Genomic DNA, 20,467 nt, shown 5'->3' on the forward strand with positions numbered 1-20,467 from the left:
GCATGAGGATCGGACGGCGGATCGTGGTGTCCGGCATCACCACCGTGGCACTCGGACTCGCGGCGGCCCCCGCGGCCGGCGCGGACACGCAGGCGGGACCGCGGCCGTGCGAAGCCCGCCTCGCCGGGATGACCGCCGAGGAGAAGGTCGGCCAGATGGTCATGGCCGTGACCCATGACGGCCCGGACGGCATGCCCGACGACCTGACGCGCCGCTCCCTCCAGGACCTGAAGATCGGCTCGGTCATCACGTCCGAGCCGCGGACCCCGGGTCTCGCCGCCCGCTACTCCAACCAGGTGCAGCGGTGGGCGCGGGACACCCGGCTGGGGCTGCCGGTGCTGATGTCGGGCGACTTCGAGTTCGGGACGACCCACAACGTCCGCGAGGGCACCACGCCCCTGCCCAACGCCATGGGCCTCGGCGCCGCGCGCGACCCCCGGTACGCGCGGGAGGCGGCGGTCATCACCGCGGCCGAGGCCCGCGCGATGGGCTTCCACTGGAACTACGCGCCGGTCGCCGACGTCAACACCAACCCCGCCAACCCGATCATCGGCGTCCGGTCGTTCGGGGAGCGGACGGACCTCGTCCGGGACCTCGTCGAGACGCAGGTGCGGGCCTACCACCGCGCCGGCCTCATCGCGACGCCCAAGCACTTCCCCGGCCACGGCGACACCAAGACCGACAGCCACCTCGGCCTGCCCAGCGTCGACTACGACCGCGCGACGCTGGACCGCGTCCACCTGCCCCCGTTCCGCGCCGCCATCGCCGCCGGCGTCGACTCGATCATGACCGCGCACGTCGTCGTGAAGGCCGTCGACCCGGACCTGCCCGCCACCCTCTCCCCGAAGGTGCTGACCGGCGTCCTCCGCAACGAGATGGGCTTCACGGGGCTCATCGTCACCGACGCCATGGACATGGACGCGATCGCCAAGAACTGGGGCACCCGCGAGGCGACCGTGATGGCGGTGAACGCGGGCGCCGACGTCATCATGTCGACCGGCGAGTACTCCACGCACGTGGACGCCGTGGACGCGCTGCTCGACGCGCTGCGCGACGGCAGGCTGACCGAGGCGCGGGTGGACGAGTCGGTGCGCCGCGTCCTTGCGCTGAAGTGCGAATACGACGTGGCGGGCGCCCGGTACGTCGATCCCCGGGCCGCCGGGCGCCTCTCCGGGAACGCCGCGTTCCAGCGCCGCGCCCTCGCGATGGGCGTCGCCGGGACCACCCTCGTCAAGAACGAGCGCGGCACGCTCCCCTTCGACCCCGCCTCCGGCGCACGCACACTCGTCGCGGGCGCCGCCCAGGTCGAGCCGTTCGCCAAGGCCGTGGACGCCGCGTCCCACGGCCCGGTGACCGCCTGGCAGTCCGCCACCACCGCGCCCACCGACGCCGAGATCGCCGACGCCGTCCGCCGCGCCGGGGACGCCGACCGGATCCTCGTCGCCACCTACTCCTCCGGCCCGCTGCCCGCCGGTCAGGCGAAGCTCGTCCGCGCCCTCCAGGCCACCGGGAAACCCGTCGCCGCGATCGGCATCGGCCTCCCCTACGACATCGCCTCCTACCCGGACGTCCCCGCCTACATCGCCACCTACGGGACGACCGCCCGGATCCAGCGCGTCGACCTGACCATGCACAAGGCGGCCGCCGAGGTCGTCTTCGGCAGGCGACCCGGCGGGCGTCTCCCCGTCACCATCGCCGGCCTCTACCCCTACGGCCACGGCCTGTCCTACTGACCGCGCCGTCCCCTACCTCGCTGGGCGTACACCGACCCCCGGACCCGCGCCGGAAGGCTGAGACGCATGCACGCCCATGGCGGGATGCGCGCTGTCGGAGGTATCCGCAAGGGTGGCGTTAGGCGAATCAGGGTGATGGTGCCGTACACCACACTGAGGAGGACGCCATGGAACGCCAGACCCGCATCAGAGTCCGCAAACGCCCCACCGTCCGCCGGGAGAGACCCGTGGACCTCGACCTCAGGACGCCGTCCGGCCGCATCCTGCCGTACTGAGTCACGGCCACCGGTAGGCGGTGCCCTCGGCCGGAACGTGGTGCGGCTGGTAGCACTTGCTCGTCACGTGCTGGTCCCGGCAGTCCAGGCACAGGTACGTGCGGTGCCCCCGCAGCCCCCGCCCGCGCCCGGAGCACGGCGGGCACGTGCACGGCGACCAGCCGACGATGACCCGGCCGGGCTCCAGCCGGTGCCCCCGCGGGCACAGGAAAGGCACGTGTTCGCGGGTGGGCCCCGCCGGGTTCGCCTGCACGACACGACACTCTACTCGAACATACGATCGACCTCGGGCCGGTCTCCTCAGGCGGCCGTCCGCCATCACATCGCGCCGATGCCCCGCCCTCGCCCTCAGGCGGCGATGGGGCGTGTGCCCCATGCGCCCGGGGCACCGGGCGGTTCACGGTTGTGCACGGAGGCGATTACAGACCGTATCCCTCACGCTCTGATCACCACGTTCGGAGGAACACATGCACCTTCGTGTCCCGCTCGCGACGGCCGGCAAGCAGACCACACGGCGAACGCGCAAGGCCGCCATGCGTGTGACCGGCGTCGTGCTGGCCGCCGCCGCGGTACCGCTGATCGCGGCGGCTCCGGCACACGCCAACGTCGCTCACTGCCAGGCGTACCTGAGGTCGCAGGGCTACACCGTCGGACCGAGGTCCACCCATGCCTGCACCTGGGCGGCCAACCCGAACAACGGCCCGGCCCGAGGGGCGCAGTGCCGGGACATGCTGATCCACATCGGAGTGGGCCAGTACCACGCCATCGCCGCCTGCCGCGAGGCGTTCAAGTAGGAACCCCCGACGGCCCCCGGGACCGGCGCGGAGGACGCACCCCCGGGGGCCGTCGACGTTCCAGCCCACTTCGTCTCCGGGAACGACGGCCGCGCAACATCCGCACCGCCCCGACACCCGGCGCGACGACCCGTCGCAGACCACGACGTCCGCGCTGCGTCCGCGCTGCGTCCGCGACGACCCGACGCCGGGCGACACGTCCTGACGCCGAACACGACGCCCTGACGATGGCGTGACGTCCCGGCGACGGACACGACGGCCAGGCAGCAGGCGGCCACGCACGACCGCGGGGAACCGCAGGCAAGACATCCGTCGGCTCGGCGTCGGGTCGTCGCGCCGGGCGTTGCGGGTGGGCGGAACGTGCGGTCTCTCGGCGGCCCCCCGTTTGCGGGTGAAGGCGCCGGAGGCTGCGCGGGATTGGTCGACGCGGGTGGCGTGCCCTCCTCGCCCTGTCCGGGGCAGAAGACAAGTTGGCCGCCACGGGCCGGCCGCCGGGAGGCAGGTCGGCACCGGGCCGTCGGGGTCGGTAGGTCAGGGCGGGGGCGCGTCTGGGCCGTGCGGGGTCAGTGGTCGCGGTGGGTCATGAGGTGGGCGAGGGTTCTCAGTTCGGCCGCGGCGGTGGGGGTGGGCTCGCCGGCGTCCAGTTCGGCGAGGGCCTCGGTGAGGAGGATGTCCGCGCGGGCGGACGCCCAGCTCCGGCCGCCGGCCGCGTCGATCAGCGCGGCGGCGCGGTCGGGGTCGTCGCCGGTGAGGGGGGCGTCGCGCAGGTAGAGCGCGGCCAGTTCGTCGCCCGCGGGGGTGCCGGAGGCGAGGGCCGCGACCACCGGCAGGGACTTCTTGCGGTTGCGCAGGTCGCTGTGGACGGGTTTGCCCGTCACCTCGGGGTCGCCCCAGATGCCGAGCAGGTCGTCCACCAGCTGGAACGCCAGGCCGACCCGTTCGCCGAACGCCCGGTACCGGGCGGTGCGGGCGGGGTCGGCGCCGCCGTGGACGGCCCCGAGCGCGCAGGCGCCGCCGAGCAGCGCACCGGTCTTGCGGGCGGCCATGGTCAGGCATTCGTCGAGCGTGACGTCGGAGCGGCTCTCGAACGCGACGTCGGCGCACTGGCCCTCGACCAGGTCGAGGACGGCGCGGCTCAGCACGCGGACGCCCGCGGCGGGGGCGCAGCCGCCGGCGAGGGCCTCGACGGCACCGGCCAGCAGGGCGTCCCCGGCGAGGATCGCGGCGTTCCGGCCGAAGACGGTCCAGGCGGTCGGGCGGTGGCGGCGGGTGAGGTCGCCGTCCATCACGTCGTCGTGCAGGAGGGAGAAGTTGTGCGCCAGCTCGACCGCGACGGCGGCGGGCAGGGCGGCGTCCGCGGTGCCGCCGACGGCCTCGGCCGCCAGCAGCGTCAGCGCGGGGCGGACGGCCTTGCCGCCCGACCCGGCGATGGGGCGGCCCCGCTCGTCCCGCCAGCCGAAGTGGAACGCGGCGATGCCGCGCATCGTGCCGGGCATGCCGTCGACGGCATGCCGGAGCGCGGGGTCGACCAGGCTGCGGCTCCAGTCGAGGATGTCCCGGCCGGAGCGGGCGGAGGTCTCCACGGACATGTCGTCGTCCTTCTCGTCAGCGGGCGATCTCGACGTTCTCCATCACGCCGAGGGCGTTGGGCACCAGCACCGCGGCGGAGTAGTAGGCGCTGACCTGATAGGTCGAGATCGCCCGGTCGTCGATGCCGGTGAACCGCACCGACAGGCCGGGCTGGACCTCGTCGGGGACGCCGGTCTGGCGCAGGCCGACGACCCCCTGGTCGTCCGCGCCGGTGCGCAGCGCGAGGATCGAGCTGGTCCCCCGCGGGCTGATCGGGATCTTGTCGCACGGGTAGATGGGCACGCCGCGCCAGGCGGGAAGGCGGCGGCCGTCCCGCTCGACGCCGGAGAAGTACACGCCGCGCCGGGTGCACTCGCGGCCGAACGCGGCGATGGTCCGGGGGTGGGCCAGGAAGAGCCTCGTCTTGCGGCGGCGGGCGAGCAGCCCGTCCATGTCGGCGGGGGTGGGCGGGCCGCCGCGCGTCTGGATGCGCTGCTGCACGTCGCAGTTGTGCAGCAGGCCGAAGTCACGGTTGTTGATCAGCTCGTGCTCCTGCCGCTCCCTGACCTCCTCGATGATGAGGCGGAGCTGCTGCTCCAGCTGGTTCATCGGGTTGTTGTACAGGTCGGCGACGCGGGTGTGGACGCGCAGCCGCGTCTGGGTGACGGCCATCTCGTATTCGCGGGGCGACGGCTCATAGTCGACGAACGTGCCGGGCAGGACGGGTTCGCCGTCGTGCCCGGACGCCAGTTCGATCGCGGCCTCGCCATGCCGGGTCCGCGGCGGGACGGGCGCGTCGCGGTACCGCTCCAGGTGGCCGCGCAGGGAGTCGAAACGGCCGGTCAGCTCGTCGATCGCCTCCTGGGGCAGCGCCAGGACCGTGCAGGGGGTGATGGCGCGGTACGTGTGCTCCCACTCGCCGGCCGCGCCGAGCAGCGCCCGGTCGCCGAAGAACTGCCCGCCGTCCAGGACGTCGTATTCGACGGCGGCGTCATACCGCCCGGCGGCGGTCGGAGCCACCTTGCCGTGGGCGATCAGGTACACGTGGTCGACGGGACGGCCCGCCTCCGCGATCGCCTCGCCGGTGTCGTACTCGCGCTGGACGAACCGCCCGGCGAGCGCGTCCAGGATCTCGGTGTCGTCGATGCCGCGCAGGGCGGGCAGTTCCGTCAGGCCGGGCGGGGCCACCCGCACGTCGGCGCCGTCGTTGACGAACGGCACCCGCCCGTCGCCGAGCCGGTAGGTCAGCCTGCGGTTGACCCGGTAGGTGCCCGCCTCCACGTGCACCCAGGGCAGCACCGACAGCAGCCACCGCGGCGTGATGCCCTGCATCTGCGGGACGGACTTGGTCGTCGTCGCGAGGTTGCGCGCCGCGGAGGTGCTGAGGCTCAACTGCTGTTCGGTCATGGGCGGCTGCCTCCGTGGTTCGGCCGGCGGGACGGCCTGGGACGGGCGGCCGAGGCGCCCGGCCCGGCCGGACCGGCCACCAGCAGGATGGTGGGAATGCCTGACGTGTCCGCAGGCGGTGTCGCGGCGGGGGCCCGGAGCCGAGGACGGCCCAGGACACCACGGGCGCCGTGCGGGGCGTTGATCGCCTCCAGAACGGACGGGCCGGGGGCGGCCCCCGCCTCCACAGGCATGAAGGCGGGGAGCCGCGCGAGGCACCCGTCGGCCCCGGCGAGAGCGCGGGGCCGCTTGTACCTCTCTGCAGAGTGGTCGAAGGGCGACGTTCCCGCGTACCGGTCGATCACGCGGTCAGGGCCGGTACCGGGGGCGTCGGGGTGGGGGGAGGCGGTGGGCACACTCAAGTCGTGGGCGTCGTTCTCGTCCCCTGTCCCGGGCCCGGGGTCGTCCGGGCCCGAGGTGCCCACCTCATGCGGCCAGGCCCACACATGCCTGTGGGCCCGGTCGGCATGCGGGTCCGGCCACGCGGGGTGGGGGGTGGAGGACCCAGGGGGGTCGAACGCCTGCACTACGCCGCTCCGCCGTGCGCGATCTCGACGGACTCCAGCATCCCCAGCGCGTCGGGCACGAGCACGGCGGCCGAGTAGTAGGCGCTGACCAGGTAGGACAGGAGGGCCTTGTCGTCGATGCCCATGAAGCGGACCGACAGCCCGGGCTGGTACTCGTCGGGCAGGCCGATCTGGTGGAGGCCGATCACGCCCTGGGACGCCTCACCGGTGCGCATCAGCAGGATCGAGCTGGTCTTGGTCTTGCTGACGGGGATCTTGTTGGAGGGGAAGATCGGCACGCCGCGCCAGGCCGGGACCTTGTTGCCGCCGACGTCCACACTTTCGGGGTAGATGCCGCGCGCGCTGCATTCGCGTCCGAACGCGGCGATGGCCTTCGGGTGGGCGAGGAAGAACGCGGGGTCCTTCCAGACGACGGTGAGCAGCTCGTCCAGGTCGTCGGGGGTGGGAGGGCCGCTGCGGGTGTGGATGCGCTGGGACAGGTCCGTGTTGTGTAGAAGCCCGAAGTCGCGGTTGTTGACGAGCTCGTCCTCCTGGCGCTCGCGCAGCGCCTCGATCGTCAGCCGGAGCTGCTGCTCGATCTGGTCCATCGGCTCGTTGTAGAGGTCGGCGACCCGTGTGTGGACGCGCAGCACGGTCTGCGCGACGCTCAGCTCGTATTCGCGCGGGGCGCCCTCGTAGTCGACGAACGTCCCCGGCAGGACGGGTTCGCCGTCGTGCCCGGACGCCAGCTCGATCGCCGCCTCGCCGTACGGGTTCACGGCGCGGTCGGGGCTGTTGCGGAACTCTTCGAGGTGGGCCTGGAGGGAGGCGGACTGGCCGAGGGTCTCCTGGAAGTCGGCTTCGCTCATGCTGAGGATCGTCACCGCCGTCACGGCCTTGACGGTGTGCTCCCACTCGCCGGGCTCGTCACCGCCGACGAGGGTGCGCTCGCCGAAGAAGTCGCCGTCGGCGAGCGTCCCGTGGACGGCCTCGGTGCCGAACTCGCCGGCGCCGACCTTGCTGAGCTTGCCGTGCACGACGAGGATCACCTGGTCGATCGGGCGGCCGCGCTCGACGATGACGTCCCCGGGTTCGTACTCGTGCTGGGTGAAGCGGCCCGCGAGCGCGTCGAGCGCGAGGTCGTCGTCGTAGCCTCGCAGCGGCGGCAGCTCGCCCAGCTCACGGGGGATGACCCGGACGTCGGCACCGGTGGTCACGAACGTCACCCGGCCGTCACCGACCGTGTAGGTGAGGCGCCTGTTGACGCGGTAGGCACCGCCGGACGCCTGCACCCAGGGGAGCAACTTCAGCAGCCACCGCGAGCTGATGCCCTGCATCTGGGGCACGGACTTGGTCGTGGTCGCCAGGTTCCGTGCCGCCGCGGTACCGAGGCTCAACTGCTGATCCGTCACGTCCACACCACCGATTCATCGCCGGTTTCTTCCAGGAATGTGCCGCACGAAAGACGAGGAGGAGGCAAAGGAGAAAGCACCGATGTTCGACGATGCCGTTCCGTTGCGGCCGATCGCCTTGCCAGAGGTGACGCTACACACGGTAATCGCTTGATCGCAACGGGCGATCTCCCTCACCTCTTCTTTGCCTTTTCGCTACACAAGACCAACCTCGGCGCGATAGCGGACGAAAGTCGTCTTCAATCCCACTCGCCCCACAAGCCCCCCACCTGCATGAACATGATCGCGAGCCCACTGGGGGCGCCATCGAACATGCCCGATGAGATATATGAATGGCGGGTTATCATCAGTTCCATGCCCTCCCCGTTCACCGTGCTCGCCGAGCCGGCCCGCCGCCGCATTCTCGACCTCCTCCTGGAGCGGCCCCGCCCGGTGGGGGAACTCGTCGAGCGGATCGGCCTCAGCCAGCCCGGGACGTCCAAGCATCTGAGGGTGCTGCGCGACGCCGGTCTGGTCCGGGCGCGGCAGGAGGCACAGCGGCGCGTCTACGAGGTGCGGCTGGAGCCGCTGGTCGAGATGGACGCCTGGCTGTCCAAGTACCGGCGCGCCTGGGCCTCCCGCCTGGACGCCCTAGAGGAACATCTCGACGCCGCAGAAGAACATCTCGACGTCCGGGAAGGGCGTCTCGACGTCGTGGACTGACCCGGGCGGGCGCCCGCATCAGGAGGGCTTAGGAACGCGCCCCGGAACCCGCCGGTTCCGGGGCCTCCTTCGTCCCGATCTTGTCGATCGGCACCCGGGCCGTCTCGGGGATCATGACGATCGGGACCAGCGCCACGACCGCCACCAGGATCAGATAGTAGGCCGGGACGTAGTTGGAGCCCGTCGCCTTGATGAGCGACCCCACCAGGACGGCCGCGGTCCCGCCGAACAGCGATGTGGAGACGTTGTAGCCGATCGCGAACGCCCCGTACCGCACCCGCGTCGGGAACATCGCCGGGAACGTCGCCCCGATCACCGCCAGGATCAGCACCAGCAGCCCGCCGATGATCGCGTAGCCCGCCGCCACGCCCGCCGGGTGGTTCGTCTGCATCAGCGCGAACGCGGGCCAGGCCAGCACGATGTAGCCGACGGCGGCTGTGGCCAGCAGCGGCTTGCGGCCGATCCGGTCCGACAGCGCGCCGAGCGGCACGATCACCACGATCATCGCCGCCTCCACCCCGATGGTGATCAGCTGCGCCGTCACGTCGTCCATGTGCAGGAAGTCGACGAGGTAGGACGGCATGAACGTCAGCAGCGTGTAGTCCGCGACGTTCAGCAGCACGACGATCCCGATCAGCATGAGGATCGGCCGCCAATGGTGCTCCAGGGTCTCTTTGAGCGGCGACCGGAGCTTCTCGCCCCGCTCCTCCATGTGCTGGAACGACGGGGTGTCCTCGATCCGCGTGCGGACGTAGAGCCCGACGAGGCCGAGCGGCAGCGCGATCAGGAACGGGATGCGCCAGCCCCAGCCGTGCATCTGGTCGTCCGAGAGCGCGAGGTCCACCAGCAGGACGAGCCCGGCGCCCATGATGTAGCCGGTCAGCGTGCCCAGTTCCAGGAAGCTGCCGAAGAACCCGCGCCGGTTGGTCGGCGCGTACTCGGCGATCATCGTCGCCGCGCCGCCGTACTCGCCGCCCGTCGAGAACCCCTGCGTCAGCCGTACCGCGAGCAGCAGCAGCGGCGCCGCGACCCCGATCGTGCCGTAACCGGGCAGGATCCCGATGACGAACGTCGAGCCGGACATCAGCAGGATCGTGACGGCCAGGACCTTCTTGCGGCCGAGCCGGTCGCCCATCGGGCCGAAGAACAGCCCGCCGAACGGACGGGCGAGGAAGGCCGCCGCGATCAGCGCGAAGGAGCGCAGGGTCGCGCTGCCCGACTCGTCGGGCGGGAAGAACACCGTCCCGATGATCGAGGTCATGACCCCGGCGCTGAACACGCCGAAGTCGAACCACTCGATGCAGTTGCCCATGGCGGACGCGACGACGGCCTTGTGCACCGCCGGCAGGTCCGCCTCGCCCGCCTCCGTCCCGGCCCCCGCCTGGGCCGGCCTCGGATCCGCGCCGGAATCAGCGTTCATCCGCCACCTCCGGCTTCCGGTCTGCCCGAAGATCGACGAAGGTAACGCGACGGATCGGACCGGTGACACCATGGAGCACCGACGGTCCGATCGCCCTGCGGAGCACAGTGCTGGGGCGGCGCCTCTACCGCTAAGCCTCGCGACGTTTCGCCGCGGTGTCCTCGTCCTCTTTCTCTTCCTTCTCGTCCTCTTCCTTCTCATCGACGAGGGCGTCGGCGTCCTTCTCGTCGTCGTCGGCAGCGGCGTCGAAGACGGGCTCAGGCTCGGGCTCGGGCTCGGGCTCAGGCTCGGGCTCAGGCTCAGGCTCGGGCTCAGGCTCGGGCTCAGGCTCGGGCTCGACGGGTACGGGGACGGGCTCCGCGACCGCGACGACGCTGTTCAGGAGTTCGTCCGTGAGCTGGGGCAGGCGGGCGGTGCGCTGCGGGTCGCCGTCCAGGATGTGCTCGGCCTCGGGGATGGCGACGAGCGCCTGGGTCTCCTGCGCCTCCCGGGTGATCACCCCGCTGGCGAGGACGGTGTTGCGGTGCCGGAGCGCGCCGTTCTCGCGGAGCAGGTCGTCCACCTCGGCGCGGGTGCGCGTCACCCGCCGGCTCATCCGGACGTGCACGGGGAACCCTCCGGCGGCGAGGCCGACGATGAATCCGGCGGCCGGCAGCCCGATGACCGGCGGCGCGAGCGTGGCCACCAGGGCGACGGCGATCAGTACGACGACCACCGCGAGCGCGACGAAGTGCTTCTCCATCCAGTCCAGGACGGCGTTGACGCGCTTCGGGATCCTCACTCGCCTTCTCCTCCGCTTTCCCTCATGACGGAACGGGCCGATCTGCCGACAACGATCGCGGCGGGGCCCTGTGTTCCGAACCGCCCCCTGATTTGAAACGCCCCGTGTTCGGAAGCGGCCCGTGCTCTGAACCGGCCCCGTCCTCGGGGCGGCATTGTGCTCTCCGGGGACCGGCGCCGTGTTCGGGAGACGCGCCGTCCGCCCGGGCAGGGGCGCCGGAAGCCCGTGCGCCTTCCGGCCCGGGGCGCGCCGCGCGCGCCGCCCCTTCCCCGCTGAAAGTCACCGGCGGGAGACCGCTCGAAACCCTAACAGGATGTGACCGGCGACCCGAAGCGCCCTCCGCCGCGTCCCCGAGACGCGCCGCCACGACCCGGGCGCGGCCCCGCCACGACCCGAGCGCGGCCTCGCCACGACCCCGGCGTGTACCGCTGCGGCCCCGGGATGCGAGCACGGGGCGCCGCCGAATATCGTCCATGGATATGAGCGAACACTTTGACGTCGTGGTCCTGGGCGCGGGCCCGGGTGGATATGTCGCCGCGATCCGGTCGGCGCAGCTCGGGCTGAAGACGGCGATCATCGAGGAGAGGTACTGGGGCGGGGTGTGCCTGAACGTGGGCTGCATCCCCTCGAAGGCGCTGCTGCGCAACGCCGAGCTGGCGCACATCTTCACCCAGGAGCAGAAGACGTACGGGATCAAGGTCGAGGGGCAGGTGTCCTTCGACTACGGCGAGGCGTACCGGCGCAGCCGCCAGGTCTCGGACAAGCTCGTCAAGGGCGTCCAGTTCCTGATGAAGAAGAACAAGATCACGTCCTTCGACGGGCGCGGGACGTTCACCGACCCGAACACCCTCCAGGTCGCCCGGCCGGACGGGTCCGGCGAGACGGTGACGTTCGACCACTGCATCATCGCCGCCGGGGCGCACACCAGGCTGCTGCCCGGTACGTCCCTGTCGGACCGGGTCGTCACCTACGAGGAGCAGATCCTCAGCTCGGAGCTGCCGGAGAGCATCGTCATCGCGGGCGCGGGCGCCATCGGCGTCGAGTTCGCGTACGTCCTGCACAACTACGGCGTGAAGGTCACGATCGTCGAGTTCCTCGACCGGATGGTCCCGAACGAGGACGCGGACGTCTCCAAGGAGCTGGCCAAGCGCTACCGCAAGCTCGGCGTGGACGTCCTGACCTCCACCCGCGTGGACGCGATCGACGACTCGGGCGAGAAGGTCAAGGTCACCGTCACCGGCAAGGACGGCGCCCAGCAGGTCATCGAGACCGACAAGGTGCTCCAGGCGATCGGCTTCCAGCCGAACGTGGAGGGCTACGGCCTGGAGAAGACCGGCGTGGCGCTGACCGACCGGGGCGCGATCGACGTGGACGGCCGCTGCCGGACGTCCGTCCCGCACATCTACGCCATCGGCGACGTCACCGCGAAGCTGATGCTGGCGCACGCGGCCGAGGCCATGGGCATCGTCGCCGCCGAGACCATCGCGGACGCCGAGACGATGGAGCTCGACTACGTGATGATCCCCCGCGCCACGTACTGCCAGCCGCAGGTCGCGAGCTTCGGCTGGACGGAGGCGCAGGCCAAGGAGCAGGGCTTCGACGTCAAGACGGCCAAGTTCCCCTACAGCGCCAACGGCAAGGCGCTCGGCATGGGCGAGGGCGACGGCTTCGTCAAGGTGATCAGCGACGCCAAGTACGGCGAGATCCTCGGCGCCCACCTGATCGGCCCCGAGGTGACCGAGCTGCTCCCCCAGCTGACCCTGGCCCAGCAGTGGGACCTCACCGTCCACGAGGTGGCCCGCAACGTCCACGCCCACCCCACCCTGGGCGAGGCCGTCAAGGAGGCCGTCCACGGCCTCGCCGGCCACATGATCAACCTCTGACCCCGGTGGCGTGTCCGCCCCGGCGGACACGCCACGGCGTTGTCAGACCGCTCTCCTTCCCTTCTCCACACGCCGTCGGCCGCCTATTTGCGGGAAAGGCAGAGGTCCATATTGACGAAGTCGAAGGTGAGCGCGAACGCTTGACGAACTCCAGCGTGAAATCGGCGAGCGTCTCGAACCCGAACCGCCCGAACCTCCCGTCCTTGAAGAGTGCGTCAGGGTCGTTATCCACCCACGCGAACGCCATACCTGGTCTCGCCTTCTGCCGCCGCCCCGGAGGCCCTCCCCGGTCGCGGACCAGGAAACACGAGCGCGTGTTTCCACCGCGTGAACACGCACAGAGCCCGGACGCGACGCCTTCGCCAGGCGTCCCTCGAACACCGCCCGTTCCGGCTGCGAGCGGCTCGGCGGCATCCGCCCACGGGGCCTCCGCACAAACCTGTTGGCGGACCACGGTGACCACTGCTACCTTTCCGGAGGCCGTGCAAGAGAACGAGGAGGTGGTACCCGTGAACGCAGTATCGACATGGGTGCTCCCCTCTGGGGCCACGGTCGGGCGGTAGGTCGTCCGGGAGCGCCGACCAGAGCACTCCCGAAAGGCACGACCATGCAATTCACCTCCGAGCAGCGCCTCGACGACGGCGTCCTCGAACGCGAATTCACCCTCGGCGAGATCCCCGGAATCCTGTGGACGCCCGCGTCCGCATCCGCACCGGCCCCGTTGATCCTGCTGGGCCACCCCGGCGGGCTGGACAAGATGCGCCCCCGGCTGACGGCCCGCGCCCGGCACTCGGCGGAGCACGGCTTCGCCGCGGCCACCACCGAACTCCCCGGGGTCGGTGACCGGCCGCGCTCCGCCGCAGCCGAGCAGGCCCGCGCCGACCTGCGCCGGGCGCTGGAGGCCGGGGGGCCGGTCGACGAAGAGATCATCGACCGGCTCGTCCTGCCCCTGGTCGACACGGCGGTTCCGGAATGGCAGGCCACCTTGGACGCCCTTCTTTCACTGCCCGGGATAGGCGGCCCGGTCGGCTTCTCGGGCGGAGTCATCGCCATTGGTGTCCGGCTCGCGCTCGTCGAGCCGCGTATAGCGGCCGCCGTTCTGTTCGCGGGAAGTTTCGTACCTCGCGCCACATTCGAGGACGCCCGCCAGGTCACCATTCCCCTGCACGTCCTGTTGCAGTGGGACGACGAAGGAAACGACCGTCAAGCGGCCCTGGACCTGTTCGACGCCTTCGGCGCCAAGGAGAAGACGCTGCACGCCAACATGGGCGGGCACACCGGCGTCCCGCAGTTCGAGGGAGACGCCGCAACCGCGTTCTTCAACCGGCACCTGAAGTAAGGTCAGCCCCCAGATGCCTCGCCGCCCCGATCGCGGCGGTACCGGCCACGGCCGCTACCTCCCCGGTCGGGGCGGTATATCTGCAGAGGCCGGGCCATGGGCAGCGGGCCGTGATCGACCTCTCGCGCCGACACGGACCACTTTCGATAAGCAACCGTAGCGCAACGAAAGCAGGCGGTCGGCATGGCGGGGCGCTTCGTCGAGCACCTCGTCGACGACGTCCTCCTGCTACTCCTGCACACCCGCCTAGACGGACCCGTCACGCTGACCGCAGGCAAGGCCGTCACCTTCAGCGCCTTTCCTCTCACCTCACCGTGCGGTGTGCCCGAACATCCCCTCCCGCTTGCCCAACTACGAGGAGCGGGCCCGGCCTGGTCGGCACCGGCCAGGCCGGGCCCGCTGTCAAGGGGTCTCCGCCGGGGATTCCAGGGGCCCGGCCGGACCGCCGTGGGACGTCAGCAGATGACGGTGGCGACGGGTGAATACGCGACGAGGTCGAAGGCACCTGCCGCGGACTCACGGTAGTTGTAGAAGAAGAATCCGAGGTTGATGTTCGTGCCGCAGGGAGAGTCGGCCTCGATCTGGATGGGCATCGTCAAGGTGCGCGTCGCGCCGGGAGGGATCGGCGTGGTGTAGTGGTCGCAATCGACGATCTCGCCTGTGCACTCCCCTTTCTTGAACTTCGTGCCATCGGTGATGGTGTCGTAGGTCATGTTCACCGTCAGGAACGTGAACATGACATCGTAGGTCTCCGGATTCTTGAAGGTCACCTTCAAGTTCACCGTCGTACCCGGACGCGGCTCCATCGTGTCGAAGCTGGACGTGATCACCTCATCGGCCAGGGCCGACCCGGCGGGTACCACGCCTATACCCGCCGCAAGAGCCGCGAGCGACACGAACAGAATCCGCCTGACCAGCATGTTCTCTCCCTTTCTGCGGGCACGCCGAATTGCGCACGAAACGGGGCATGACAAAGTCGCGGACCGATGGACCTGCAATCCGCGAGAAGCCGGTAATGGGAGCGCAGCGCAGCGTTCTACATGGCCGTCACCACTGTTGGGAGCAGGGCTTGGAGCAACGGTACCCGCGCATGGGTCCACTGACCCCTGTCTGAACAGTCCAATTTTTCCATTCGCGCCCAATGGCGGCGGGGGCCGTTCCCGGCACCGATTCGCCTACGCCGGACTCACAAGTGATCACGGGGCGGAGTGGACTCTGGAAAACCGGCCGACCATCGCCACCGATAAGGGACATGAGGCAACGCATTTGGTGCTCAGGAGGATGAGGCGACGGACGTGAGGCCGTTGAACTTGCGTGCCGCCGGAAGCGTCCAGCCCGGTTCGGCGAGCGCAGAGGATCCGGCCCCGGGGCATCCCGGCGGGTGTCCGCCCCGGGCGCGCACGCCCGTCTCGCCGCCTCACGACCTCCGGGGAGGGATTCGAGGGGCGACGGACGCGACGGCGCGCGGTTCACGAGGCCGAGCCGGACGAGTCCGGCGCGATCACGCGGAACGGGCATGCGATCAAGGAGTGACTCCGCCGAGGGCCGGCGGTCATCTCGTCGACGATGACCCCGGTCGACTGGGCCGTGAGCCGCTGCCCGCGCCCGTGGACGGCTTGCCCTGCTCATCCACGTCCACGGGGGCTCCCGAAAATTAGTTGTCATCCAGGCACGGTCGCATGACGAATACCCCGCAAAACCAGCCGGCTTCCCCCTTCACATCAGGAAGGCAGGCCCACGCAGTCACCAGTGGGGAAGCACTCTGCGGCGGGCGCCGTGACGGTGCCCATTGTCGCGGCGACGGCTATGGCTTGGTGCCTCCGGCCGGAATTCCTGAGGTCGCTGCCGCCCATCGGCTGGTTTCCATGACCCAGGGCGACTTCGTCCTGCAATACATCCTCGTCCCGGTTCTGTAGGAGGAACGCGTGGGGGGCTGGACCCTTCAGTGTGACAGTGCCGATGGCGGGCCGTCTTCGGGGGATGACTTCATGCGTCAGCCGAAAACACATAGATCTGCCGGTGCCGCCGAATCCGCTATCGCGGGCTGGATCAGAGGCTCGGAGTTCTCCTGCCTCGGTGCGAAGGCGGCGGAACGCCGGGGGCTGGTCACCGAGGTCGCGGTCGGTGGCCTGGGGGAACAACGGACCGTTCCGGAGCTGCATCGCGGGTTGGAGCATTTCGTCACGGAAACCCTCACCGAGAGTGAGAACTTCACCACGTTCGTCGCCGTCTTCGACGGGCCCGGCGGGCTGACGGAGGATCAGTTCGAGGCGGCGTTGTGGGCCCAGTTGTCCGCGCTCCGCGAATTCGACCGGAGCCGGTACCCGTGGGCGCAGGGGGTCGATTCCGACCCGGATTCGGCCACCTTCGCCTTCAGCGTCGCCGGTCACCCCTTCTTCGTCGTGGGCCTGCACCCCGGCGCCTCCCGCGTCTCGCGACGGTTCTCCAAGCCGGCGATGGCGTTCAACTCGCACCGTCAGTTCCACCGCCTCAAGGAGAGCGGCCTTTACGACGGGCTGCAGCGTCGCATCCGTCAGCGCGAGATGCGGTTGCAGGGTTCCGTCAATCCGAATCTCGCCGAATTCGGCGAGCAATCCGAAGCACGGCAGTACTCGGGCCGTGCAGTCGAGGAGGACTGGAAATGCCCGTTCGAGCACGGGAGCCTTGGGGGCGACCGATGATGGGCGAGCGTCCGCCACGGATCCTGATCGTCGAGCCCGTCTCGTCCGGCACGAGGCTCGTCGAGGACTGCCGTGCCCTCGGCGCGCAGGTCGTGGTGGCCTCCGCCGACAGCGGGGACCGGCTCCTCTCCGATGGGCTCCGTGACCTCGCGGACCAGGTCCTGGTGGTGGAGACCAACGACGAGGAAGCGCTCGTGCGGGCGGTCGATCGGGCGTTGCCGCTGGACGCGGTCCTGCCCGGGGTCGAGCTCGGCATTCCCGCGGCCGCTCGTGTCGGCCACCGGCTGGGAGTGACCTCCCTGTCGCCGGAGACGGCGGCATGGGTGAGGAACAAGGCGCTGATGCGCAGCCGGGCCGCGGCGATGGGAGTGCGGGTCCCCCGCTTCGCGGAGGCCCGTTCGGTCGACGAATTGGAGAAGGCCGCCGCGGAGGTGGGATTTCCCTGCGTCCTCAAACCGGTCGACTCCTCGGGAAGCGTCCATGTCAGCCGAGCCGACGACCTGTCGGAGCTGCGGTGGTCCTATCTGCGGATGGAGCACGATCGGCGGCTGGATCTCGGACGCACGGCCGGTTCCCATGTCGTGGTCGAAGAATACGTCTGCGGCCCGGAATACAGCGCGGACGGATATGTCCTGGACGGCCGTGTCTCGCTCTGCTCGCTTACCCGGAAATTCCTCGGTCCCGAGCCCTACTTCGTCGAGCTGGGGCACATCGTCTCGTCCGAGAACGCGTCACCCGAGGTCATCGACCAGGTGGAGCGGTATGTGCGGCAGGTGCTGGAGGCGCTGCAGATCTCGTTCGGTCCTTTCCACTGCGAACTGCGGCTCTCCGCCGATGGGCCGATCCTGATCGAGATCGGGGCCAGGCTGCCGGGTGACCGGATCACGGATCTGATCGAGATGGCCACGGGCGTTTCCCTGTCGCGGGTCATGGTGGCCTGCTACCTCGGTCTCCCACCGGAATCCGCCGACGCCTTCGGCACGGCGCAGGCGAAGTGCGCCGGCATCAGGTTCTTCGACGCGAACGGGAAACGCAGTTTCACCAGGCTCGAAGGCTGGGCGGAACTGGGTGCGCGCCCCGATGTCGTCGAGACGGGCCTGAGCTTCCGTCCGGGCGATGACATTCCTTCGCTGGAGGACTTCCGGGGACGGATCGGCTACGCCATCTTCACCGCGGACTCCGCCCGGCAAGCGGAGCGGACATGGCGGGAGCTCGGAGACGCGATCCGTGTCATCTGAGCCCGTCCGGCAAGTCGACCTGTCCGCGAATTCACACCGTTTCTGGAGCCGTCCATGCGCGGTCCTCGCTCTCGCTACTACGCGCTGAGGGCGATCGGTTGGCTGGCCGATCAGTTGCTGCTCTTCCTGGTGCCCGTCCTCGCCTTCAAGCTCACGGGAAGCCTCGCGTGGTCGGGCATCGCCCTGACGGCGCAATGGGCGCCCCGGCTGATCGCCCTGCCGGTCGGCGGGCTGCTCGCCGACCGTTTCGATGTGACCGCCTTCTACGTGGTCAACGATCTGGTCAGGTGCATGGCCGGGCTCGCGGGCGTCCTCGCGATCATCCTGTTCCCTGACGAGGCCGGCGCCACCGTCATCGTCTTCTCCGTCGTCGCGGGGGTCTGCTGCGAGCAGACCCTCGTGGCGGGGGAGAAACTGGCGGGACGTCTGATCCCCCCCGAGATCATGCCCGGTGCCCAGAGCCTGCTGGGTTCCCTGGAGCAAGGCGCGTTGCTCCTAGCACCGGCCATCGGCGGCGGGCTGGTCCTCCTCGACACGGTCTGGACCGCTTTGGTCATCACGATGCTCTTCTTCGTAAGCCTGGCGATCGCCTTCAGCCTCCCCGAAGGGAGAAGGACCGAGAAGCCGGACCGCCCCATCAGCGGCTCTCTCTCCAGCCTGGCGGGCGAACTGGCGACGGGTCTCCGGACGATCGGGCGGATCCCCGTGCTGCTGGGGATCGTGGTGGCGACGATGCTGGTCAACCTGCTGCTGGGCGCCATCCAGACGGCCGCGCCGGACCTGGTCGTCCGGTCGTACGGGCATTCCGAGGGCGTCCTCGGCACCATGTACACGGTGGCCGGGATCGCCGCGATGGCGGCGATGCCCGCGATGAACCGCCTGATCCGCAGGTTCGGCCTGCTGGCGGTGGCCGCGGCCGCGTCGCTCACCCAGGCGGTCGTGTTCACCCTGCTGACATCGGCCTCGCTGTTCTGGGTGTTCGCCGGTCTCGTGGCCGTCTTCATGATCGGCGACTCGATGTTCACCGTCGTGATCAGGATCGTCCGGATCACGGTGGTCAGACCCGACGAGTTCGGCCGGACGGTCGCGGCGATTCACATGCTGAACTTCGCCCCGGTACCGCTCGTCGGGCTGATCCTCGCCGCGGCCGACGGACGGGTGCCCCTGGGAATCGTCATCCCGACGATCGGCCTGGTCACCCTCGTCTCACTCGCCCTGCTGATGCGGCGCCTACGTCCGCTGGTAGCAGCGTGCCCGGACCTCCACCCGCTGGAGGAGAAGAGAAAGGCACGCGCCTTGGTCCCCTAAGAGTAAAAGGCGACTGCGTGGGTCACCGACGAGGAAAAACGCCGTCACCGCACAGGAGAGACGGGGGTGAGCGAGCGGTACTGCGCGTGCCAGCGGGCGGCACTGATCCACAAATCGCCGCAGACGTCGCAACGTCGCCATCGCCGACGGCGTTCATCGGAAGCATCGTCGTCGGCTCACTGCCTAGCCCTTGATCATGCCCTACCGGATGCTCGGAACCGGCGTTACACCTGGGCGTAAGCGAGGACGATGTCCGAGAGTTCGAGACGCGGAGCTGGGCGACTCGGGTCATCGACGCTGACCGGGAGGCTCGGCAGCCCAGGCCGTCGGCATTATCGTTGACGTGGGGTGATGGGGCACTCACACTGAGGTCCGACCGGAGGGATCGTATGGACATTTGTGTGGACGTCGGGCCGGATCTCTGCGGGCGTCTGTGGCGGCGGCCGCCGCCGCATGAGGACCTGCCGTCGTGCTCGATGGTGCTGACACGCGGCGGGCTGCTCGCGGCGAAGGTCGCGAGCGTGGACGGGAGCTCATACGGCCTCGTCGGCTACGTCGTCGACGCCGGGGATGCGACCGCAAAGGCGGCGCGGGTCGCATTCTCGGGCCGGGACTGGTTGCGCACCCTGAACATGTCCTACGACGCGTACGCTCCCCTCGTCGCCGCGCGGCAGCCCGGCGCGCTGGTGCCCGCGCTCGGCCGCATCGCCCGTATCGACCCGGCCACACTCGTGGCAACGGTGTCCACCCGGGACCCCGCGCTGCTCGCCGAGCACTCGACGGCGTTGGACGAGCTCGCGGCCAGCGCCGGCATCTGCTCCGCCAAGATCGGCGTGTACGGTTCGGCGGCCTACAAGGATCGTGCCGCGCAGGGAGACCTCGACGTGGTCATCTATGGGTGGGCGGCGTCGCGGCGCGTCCACGCCCGCGCGGCGGGCGCGACGCCGCCTCGGCACCTGGACCATCCGCACACCCCGCATTTCCGGCTGCCGGGCAGCCAGGTCACGTTCGACCCTCGGTACCTGGTGGGCGAGCACGCCATCACTGCGGCGCTGGTGCGCGGCGAGTACACCGCCCAGGCGCCCGAGCCGCTCACCGGCCTGTGGGTGCTGGACGCGCGGGCAGGGGTGTTCTTCCCCGCCCGCTACACACTCAGCGACGGCAGCGTCCTGCTGTCGTACCGGGCGGGGCATTCGGGGTGGCTGCGGCCCGGCGACGAGCTGGCGGGACCGCCGCTTCCGGTGTACCGGCGGCGCGGCGTCCGCTACCGGATGGTGCTGCGCTGCGAGACTCTGGATGCCCGCCGCGCCCACACCGAACAGGACATCTGCCGCCCGTGACCGAGCCGACCGCAGCGCCGGTGCCTGACCGGAGCATTGG

At 70.3% G+C, this 20,467-nt stretch carries 16 protein-coding genes; 9 read left to right on the top strand and 7 right to left on the bottom strand.

The window, feature by feature from the left end; genetic code table 11:
* The first annotated feature begins 2 nt into the window (after positions 1-2).
* Positions 3-1,733: a glycoside hydrolase family 3 protein gene (locus AGRA3207_RS12515; protein WP_231334780.1), complete on the top strand. Its 1,731-nt coding sequence runs from the start codon at positions 3-5 to the stop codon at positions 1,731-1,733.
* Positions 1,734-2,009: 276 nt separating this feature from the next.
* Here the strand turns inward: AGRA3207_RS12515 and AGRA3207_RS12520 are convergent, their stop codons facing one another.
* Entirely contained in the window at positions 2,010-2,261 is a 252-nt protein-coding gene (locus AGRA3207_RS12520; RefSeq protein WP_231334781.1) for a hypothetical protein, read from the bottom strand.
* Between the two features lie 214 nt (positions 2,262-2,475).
* Between AGRA3207_RS12520 and AGRA3207_RS12525 the strand changes: the two genes are divergently transcribed.
* Positions 2,476-2,802, top strand: a complete 327-nt coding sequence (locus AGRA3207_RS12525; protein WP_231334782.1) for a hypothetical protein — start codon at positions 2,476-2,478, stop codon at positions 2,800-2,802.
* 563 nt (positions 2,803-3,365) lie between these two features.
* Here the strand turns inward: AGRA3207_RS12525 and AGRA3207_RS12530 are convergent.
* From AGRA3207_RS12530 to AGRA3207_RS12540, 3 genes are all read right to left on the bottom strand, one after another.
* Complete coding sequence (locus tag AGRA3207_RS12530; protein ID WP_231334783.1) at positions 3,366-4,391, bottom strand: family 2 encapsulin nanocompartment cargo protein polyprenyl transferase; 1,026 nt, start codon at positions 4,389-4,391, stop codon at positions 3,366-3,368.
* A gap of 16 nt (positions 4,392-4,407) precedes the next feature.
* On the bottom strand, positions 4,408-5,778 hold the full coding sequence (locus AGRA3207_RS12535) for a family 2B encapsulin nanocompartment shell protein (protein ID WP_231334784.1): 1,371 nt from the start codon (positions 5,776-5,778) through the stop codon (positions 4,408-4,410).
* A gap of 565 nt (positions 5,779-6,343) precedes the next feature.
* Positions 6,344-7,735, bottom strand: a complete 1,392-nt coding sequence (locus tag AGRA3207_RS12540) for a family 2B encapsulin nanocompartment shell protein (RefSeq protein ID WP_231334785.1) — start codon at positions 7,733-7,735, stop codon at positions 6,344-6,346.
* A gap of 354 nt (positions 7,736-8,089) precedes the next feature.
* Between AGRA3207_RS12540 and AGRA3207_RS12545 the strand changes: the two genes are divergently transcribed.
* Complete coding sequence (locus tag AGRA3207_RS12545; RefSeq protein WP_231334786.1) at positions 8,090-8,437, top strand: ArsR/SmtB family transcription factor; 348 nt, start codon at positions 8,090-8,092, stop codon at positions 8,435-8,437.
* A gap of 28 nt (positions 8,438-8,465) precedes the next feature.
* Here the strand turns inward: AGRA3207_RS12545 and AGRA3207_RS12550 are convergent, their stop codons facing one another.
* Positions 8,466-9,857, bottom strand: coding sequence for an MFS transporter (locus tag AGRA3207_RS12550; RefSeq protein ID WP_231334787.1), 1,392 nt, complete (start codon positions 9,855-9,857; stop codon positions 8,466-8,468).
* Positions 9,858-9,987: 130 nt separating this feature from the next.
* Positions 9,988-10,638 carry a hypothetical protein gene (locus tag AGRA3207_RS12555; RefSeq protein ID WP_231334788.1) on the bottom strand — a complete coding sequence of 217 codons (651 nt, stop codon included), beginning with the start codon at positions 10,636-10,638 and terminating at the stop codon, positions 9,988-9,990.
* Between the two features lie 479 nt (positions 10,639-11,117).
* Between AGRA3207_RS12555 and lpdA the strand changes: the two genes are divergently transcribed.
* Positions 11,118-12,521 (top strand): dihydrolipoyl dehydrogenase, encoded by a 1,404-nt coding sequence (gene lpdA, locus AGRA3207_RS12560; RefSeq protein WP_231334789.1) that lies wholly within the window; start codon positions 11,118-11,120, stop codon positions 12,519-12,521.
* A gap of 607 nt (positions 12,522-13,128) precedes the next feature.
* Positions 13,129-13,860, top strand: a complete 732-nt coding sequence (locus tag AGRA3207_RS12565) for a dienelactone hydrolase family protein (protein WP_231334790.1) — start codon at positions 13,129-13,131, stop codon at positions 13,858-13,860.
* 455 nt (positions 13,861-14,315) lie between these two features.
* Here the strand turns inward: AGRA3207_RS12565 and AGRA3207_RS12570 are convergent, their stop codons facing one another.
* Positions 14,316-14,780: a hypothetical protein gene (locus AGRA3207_RS12570; protein ID WP_231334791.1), complete on the bottom strand. Its 465-nt coding sequence runs from the start codon at positions 14,778-14,780 to the stop codon at positions 14,316-14,318.
* A 1,005-nt stretch (positions 14,781-15,785) separates the two neighbouring features.
* Between AGRA3207_RS12570 and gntA the strand changes: the two genes are divergently transcribed.
* The 4 genes from gntA to AGRA3207_RS12590 all read left to right on the top strand — a co-directional run bounded on the left by gntA (position 15,786) and on the right by AGRA3207_RS12590 (position 20,427).
* Complete coding sequence (gntA, locus tag AGRA3207_RS12575) at positions 15,786-16,541, top strand: guanitoxin biosynthesis heme-dependent pre-guanitoxin N-hydroxylase GntA (RefSeq protein WP_231334792.1); 756 nt, start codon at positions 15,786-15,788, stop codon at positions 16,539-16,541.
* Complete coding sequence (locus AGRA3207_RS12580) at positions 16,538-17,779, top strand: ATP-grasp domain-containing protein (protein ID WP_231334793.1); 1,242 nt, start codon at positions 16,538-16,540, stop codon at positions 17,777-17,779. The genes gntA and AGRA3207_RS12580 overlap by 4 nt, the downstream gene beginning before the upstream one ends.
* Positions 17,780-17,833: 54 nt before the next feature.
* Positions 17,834-19,087, top strand: coding sequence for an MFS transporter (locus AGRA3207_RS12585; RefSeq protein ID WP_231334794.1), 1,254 nt, complete (start codon positions 17,834-17,836; stop codon positions 19,085-19,087).
* A 389-nt stretch (positions 19,088-19,476) separates the two neighbouring features.
* Positions 19,477-20,427: a hypothetical protein gene (locus AGRA3207_RS12590; RefSeq protein ID WP_231334795.1), complete on the top strand. Its 951-nt coding sequence runs from the start codon at positions 19,477-19,479 to the stop codon at positions 20,425-20,427.
* Positions 20,428-20,467 lie beyond the last annotated feature (40 nt).

It is taken from the genome of Actinomadura graeca (assembly GCF_019175365.1).
GTDB classification, from domain to species: Bacteria; Actinomycetota; Actinomycetes; order Streptosporangiales; family Streptosporangiaceae; genus Spirillospora; species Spirillospora graeca.

What these genes read in the sequence shown, in the direction of transcription:
- AGRA3207_RS12515 (WP_231334780.1), top strand. Translation starts at nt 3, where the DNA reads ATGAGGATCGGACGGCGGATCGTGGTGTCCGGCATCACCACCGTGGCA.
- AGRA3207_RS12525 (WP_231334782.1), top strand. Translation starts at nt 2,476, where the DNA reads ATGCACCTTCGTGTCCCGCTCGCGACGGCCGGCAAGCAGACCACACGG.
- AGRA3207_RS12530 (WP_231334783.1), bottom strand. Translation starts at nt 4,391, where the DNA reads ATGTCCGTGGAGACCTCCGCCCGCTCCGGCCGGGACATCCTCGACTGG.
- AGRA3207_RS12535 (WP_231334784.1), bottom strand. Translation starts at nt 5,778, where the DNA reads ATGACCGAACAGCAGTTGAGCCTCAGCACCTCCGCGGCGCGCAACCTC.
- AGRA3207_RS12545 (WP_231334786.1), top strand. Translation starts at nt 8,090, where the DNA reads ATGCCCTCCCCGTTCACCGTGCTCGCCGAGCCGGCCCGCCGCCGCATT.
- AGRA3207_RS12550 (WP_231334787.1), bottom strand. Translation starts at nt 9,857, where the DNA reads ATGAACGCTGATTCCGGCGCGGATCCGAGGCCGGCCCAGGCGGGGGCC.
- lpdA (WP_231334789.1), top strand. Translation starts at nt 11,118, where the DNA reads ATGAGCGAACACTTTGACGTCGTGGTCCTGGGCGCGGGCCCGGGTGGA.
- AGRA3207_RS12565 (WP_231334790.1), top strand. Translation starts at nt 13,129, where the DNA reads ATGCAATTCACCTCCGAGCAGCGCCTCGACGACGGCGTCCTCGAACGC.
- AGRA3207_RS12570 (WP_231334791.1), bottom strand. Translation starts at nt 14,780, where the DNA reads ATGCTGGTCAGGCGGATTCTGTTCGTGTCGCTCGCGGCTCTTGCGGCG.
- AGRA3207_RS12580 (WP_231334793.1), top strand. Translation starts at nt 16,538, where the DNA reads ATGATGGGCGAGCGTCCGCCACGGATCCTGATCGTCGAGCCCGTCTCG.
- AGRA3207_RS12585 (WP_231334794.1), top strand. Translation starts at nt 17,834, where the DNA reads ATGCGCGGTCCTCGCTCTCGCTACTACGCGCTGAGGGCGATCGGTTGG.
- AGRA3207_RS12590 (WP_231334795.1), top strand. Translation starts at nt 19,477, where the DNA reads ATGGACATTTGTGTGGACGTCGGGCCGGATCTCTGCGGGCGTCTGTGG.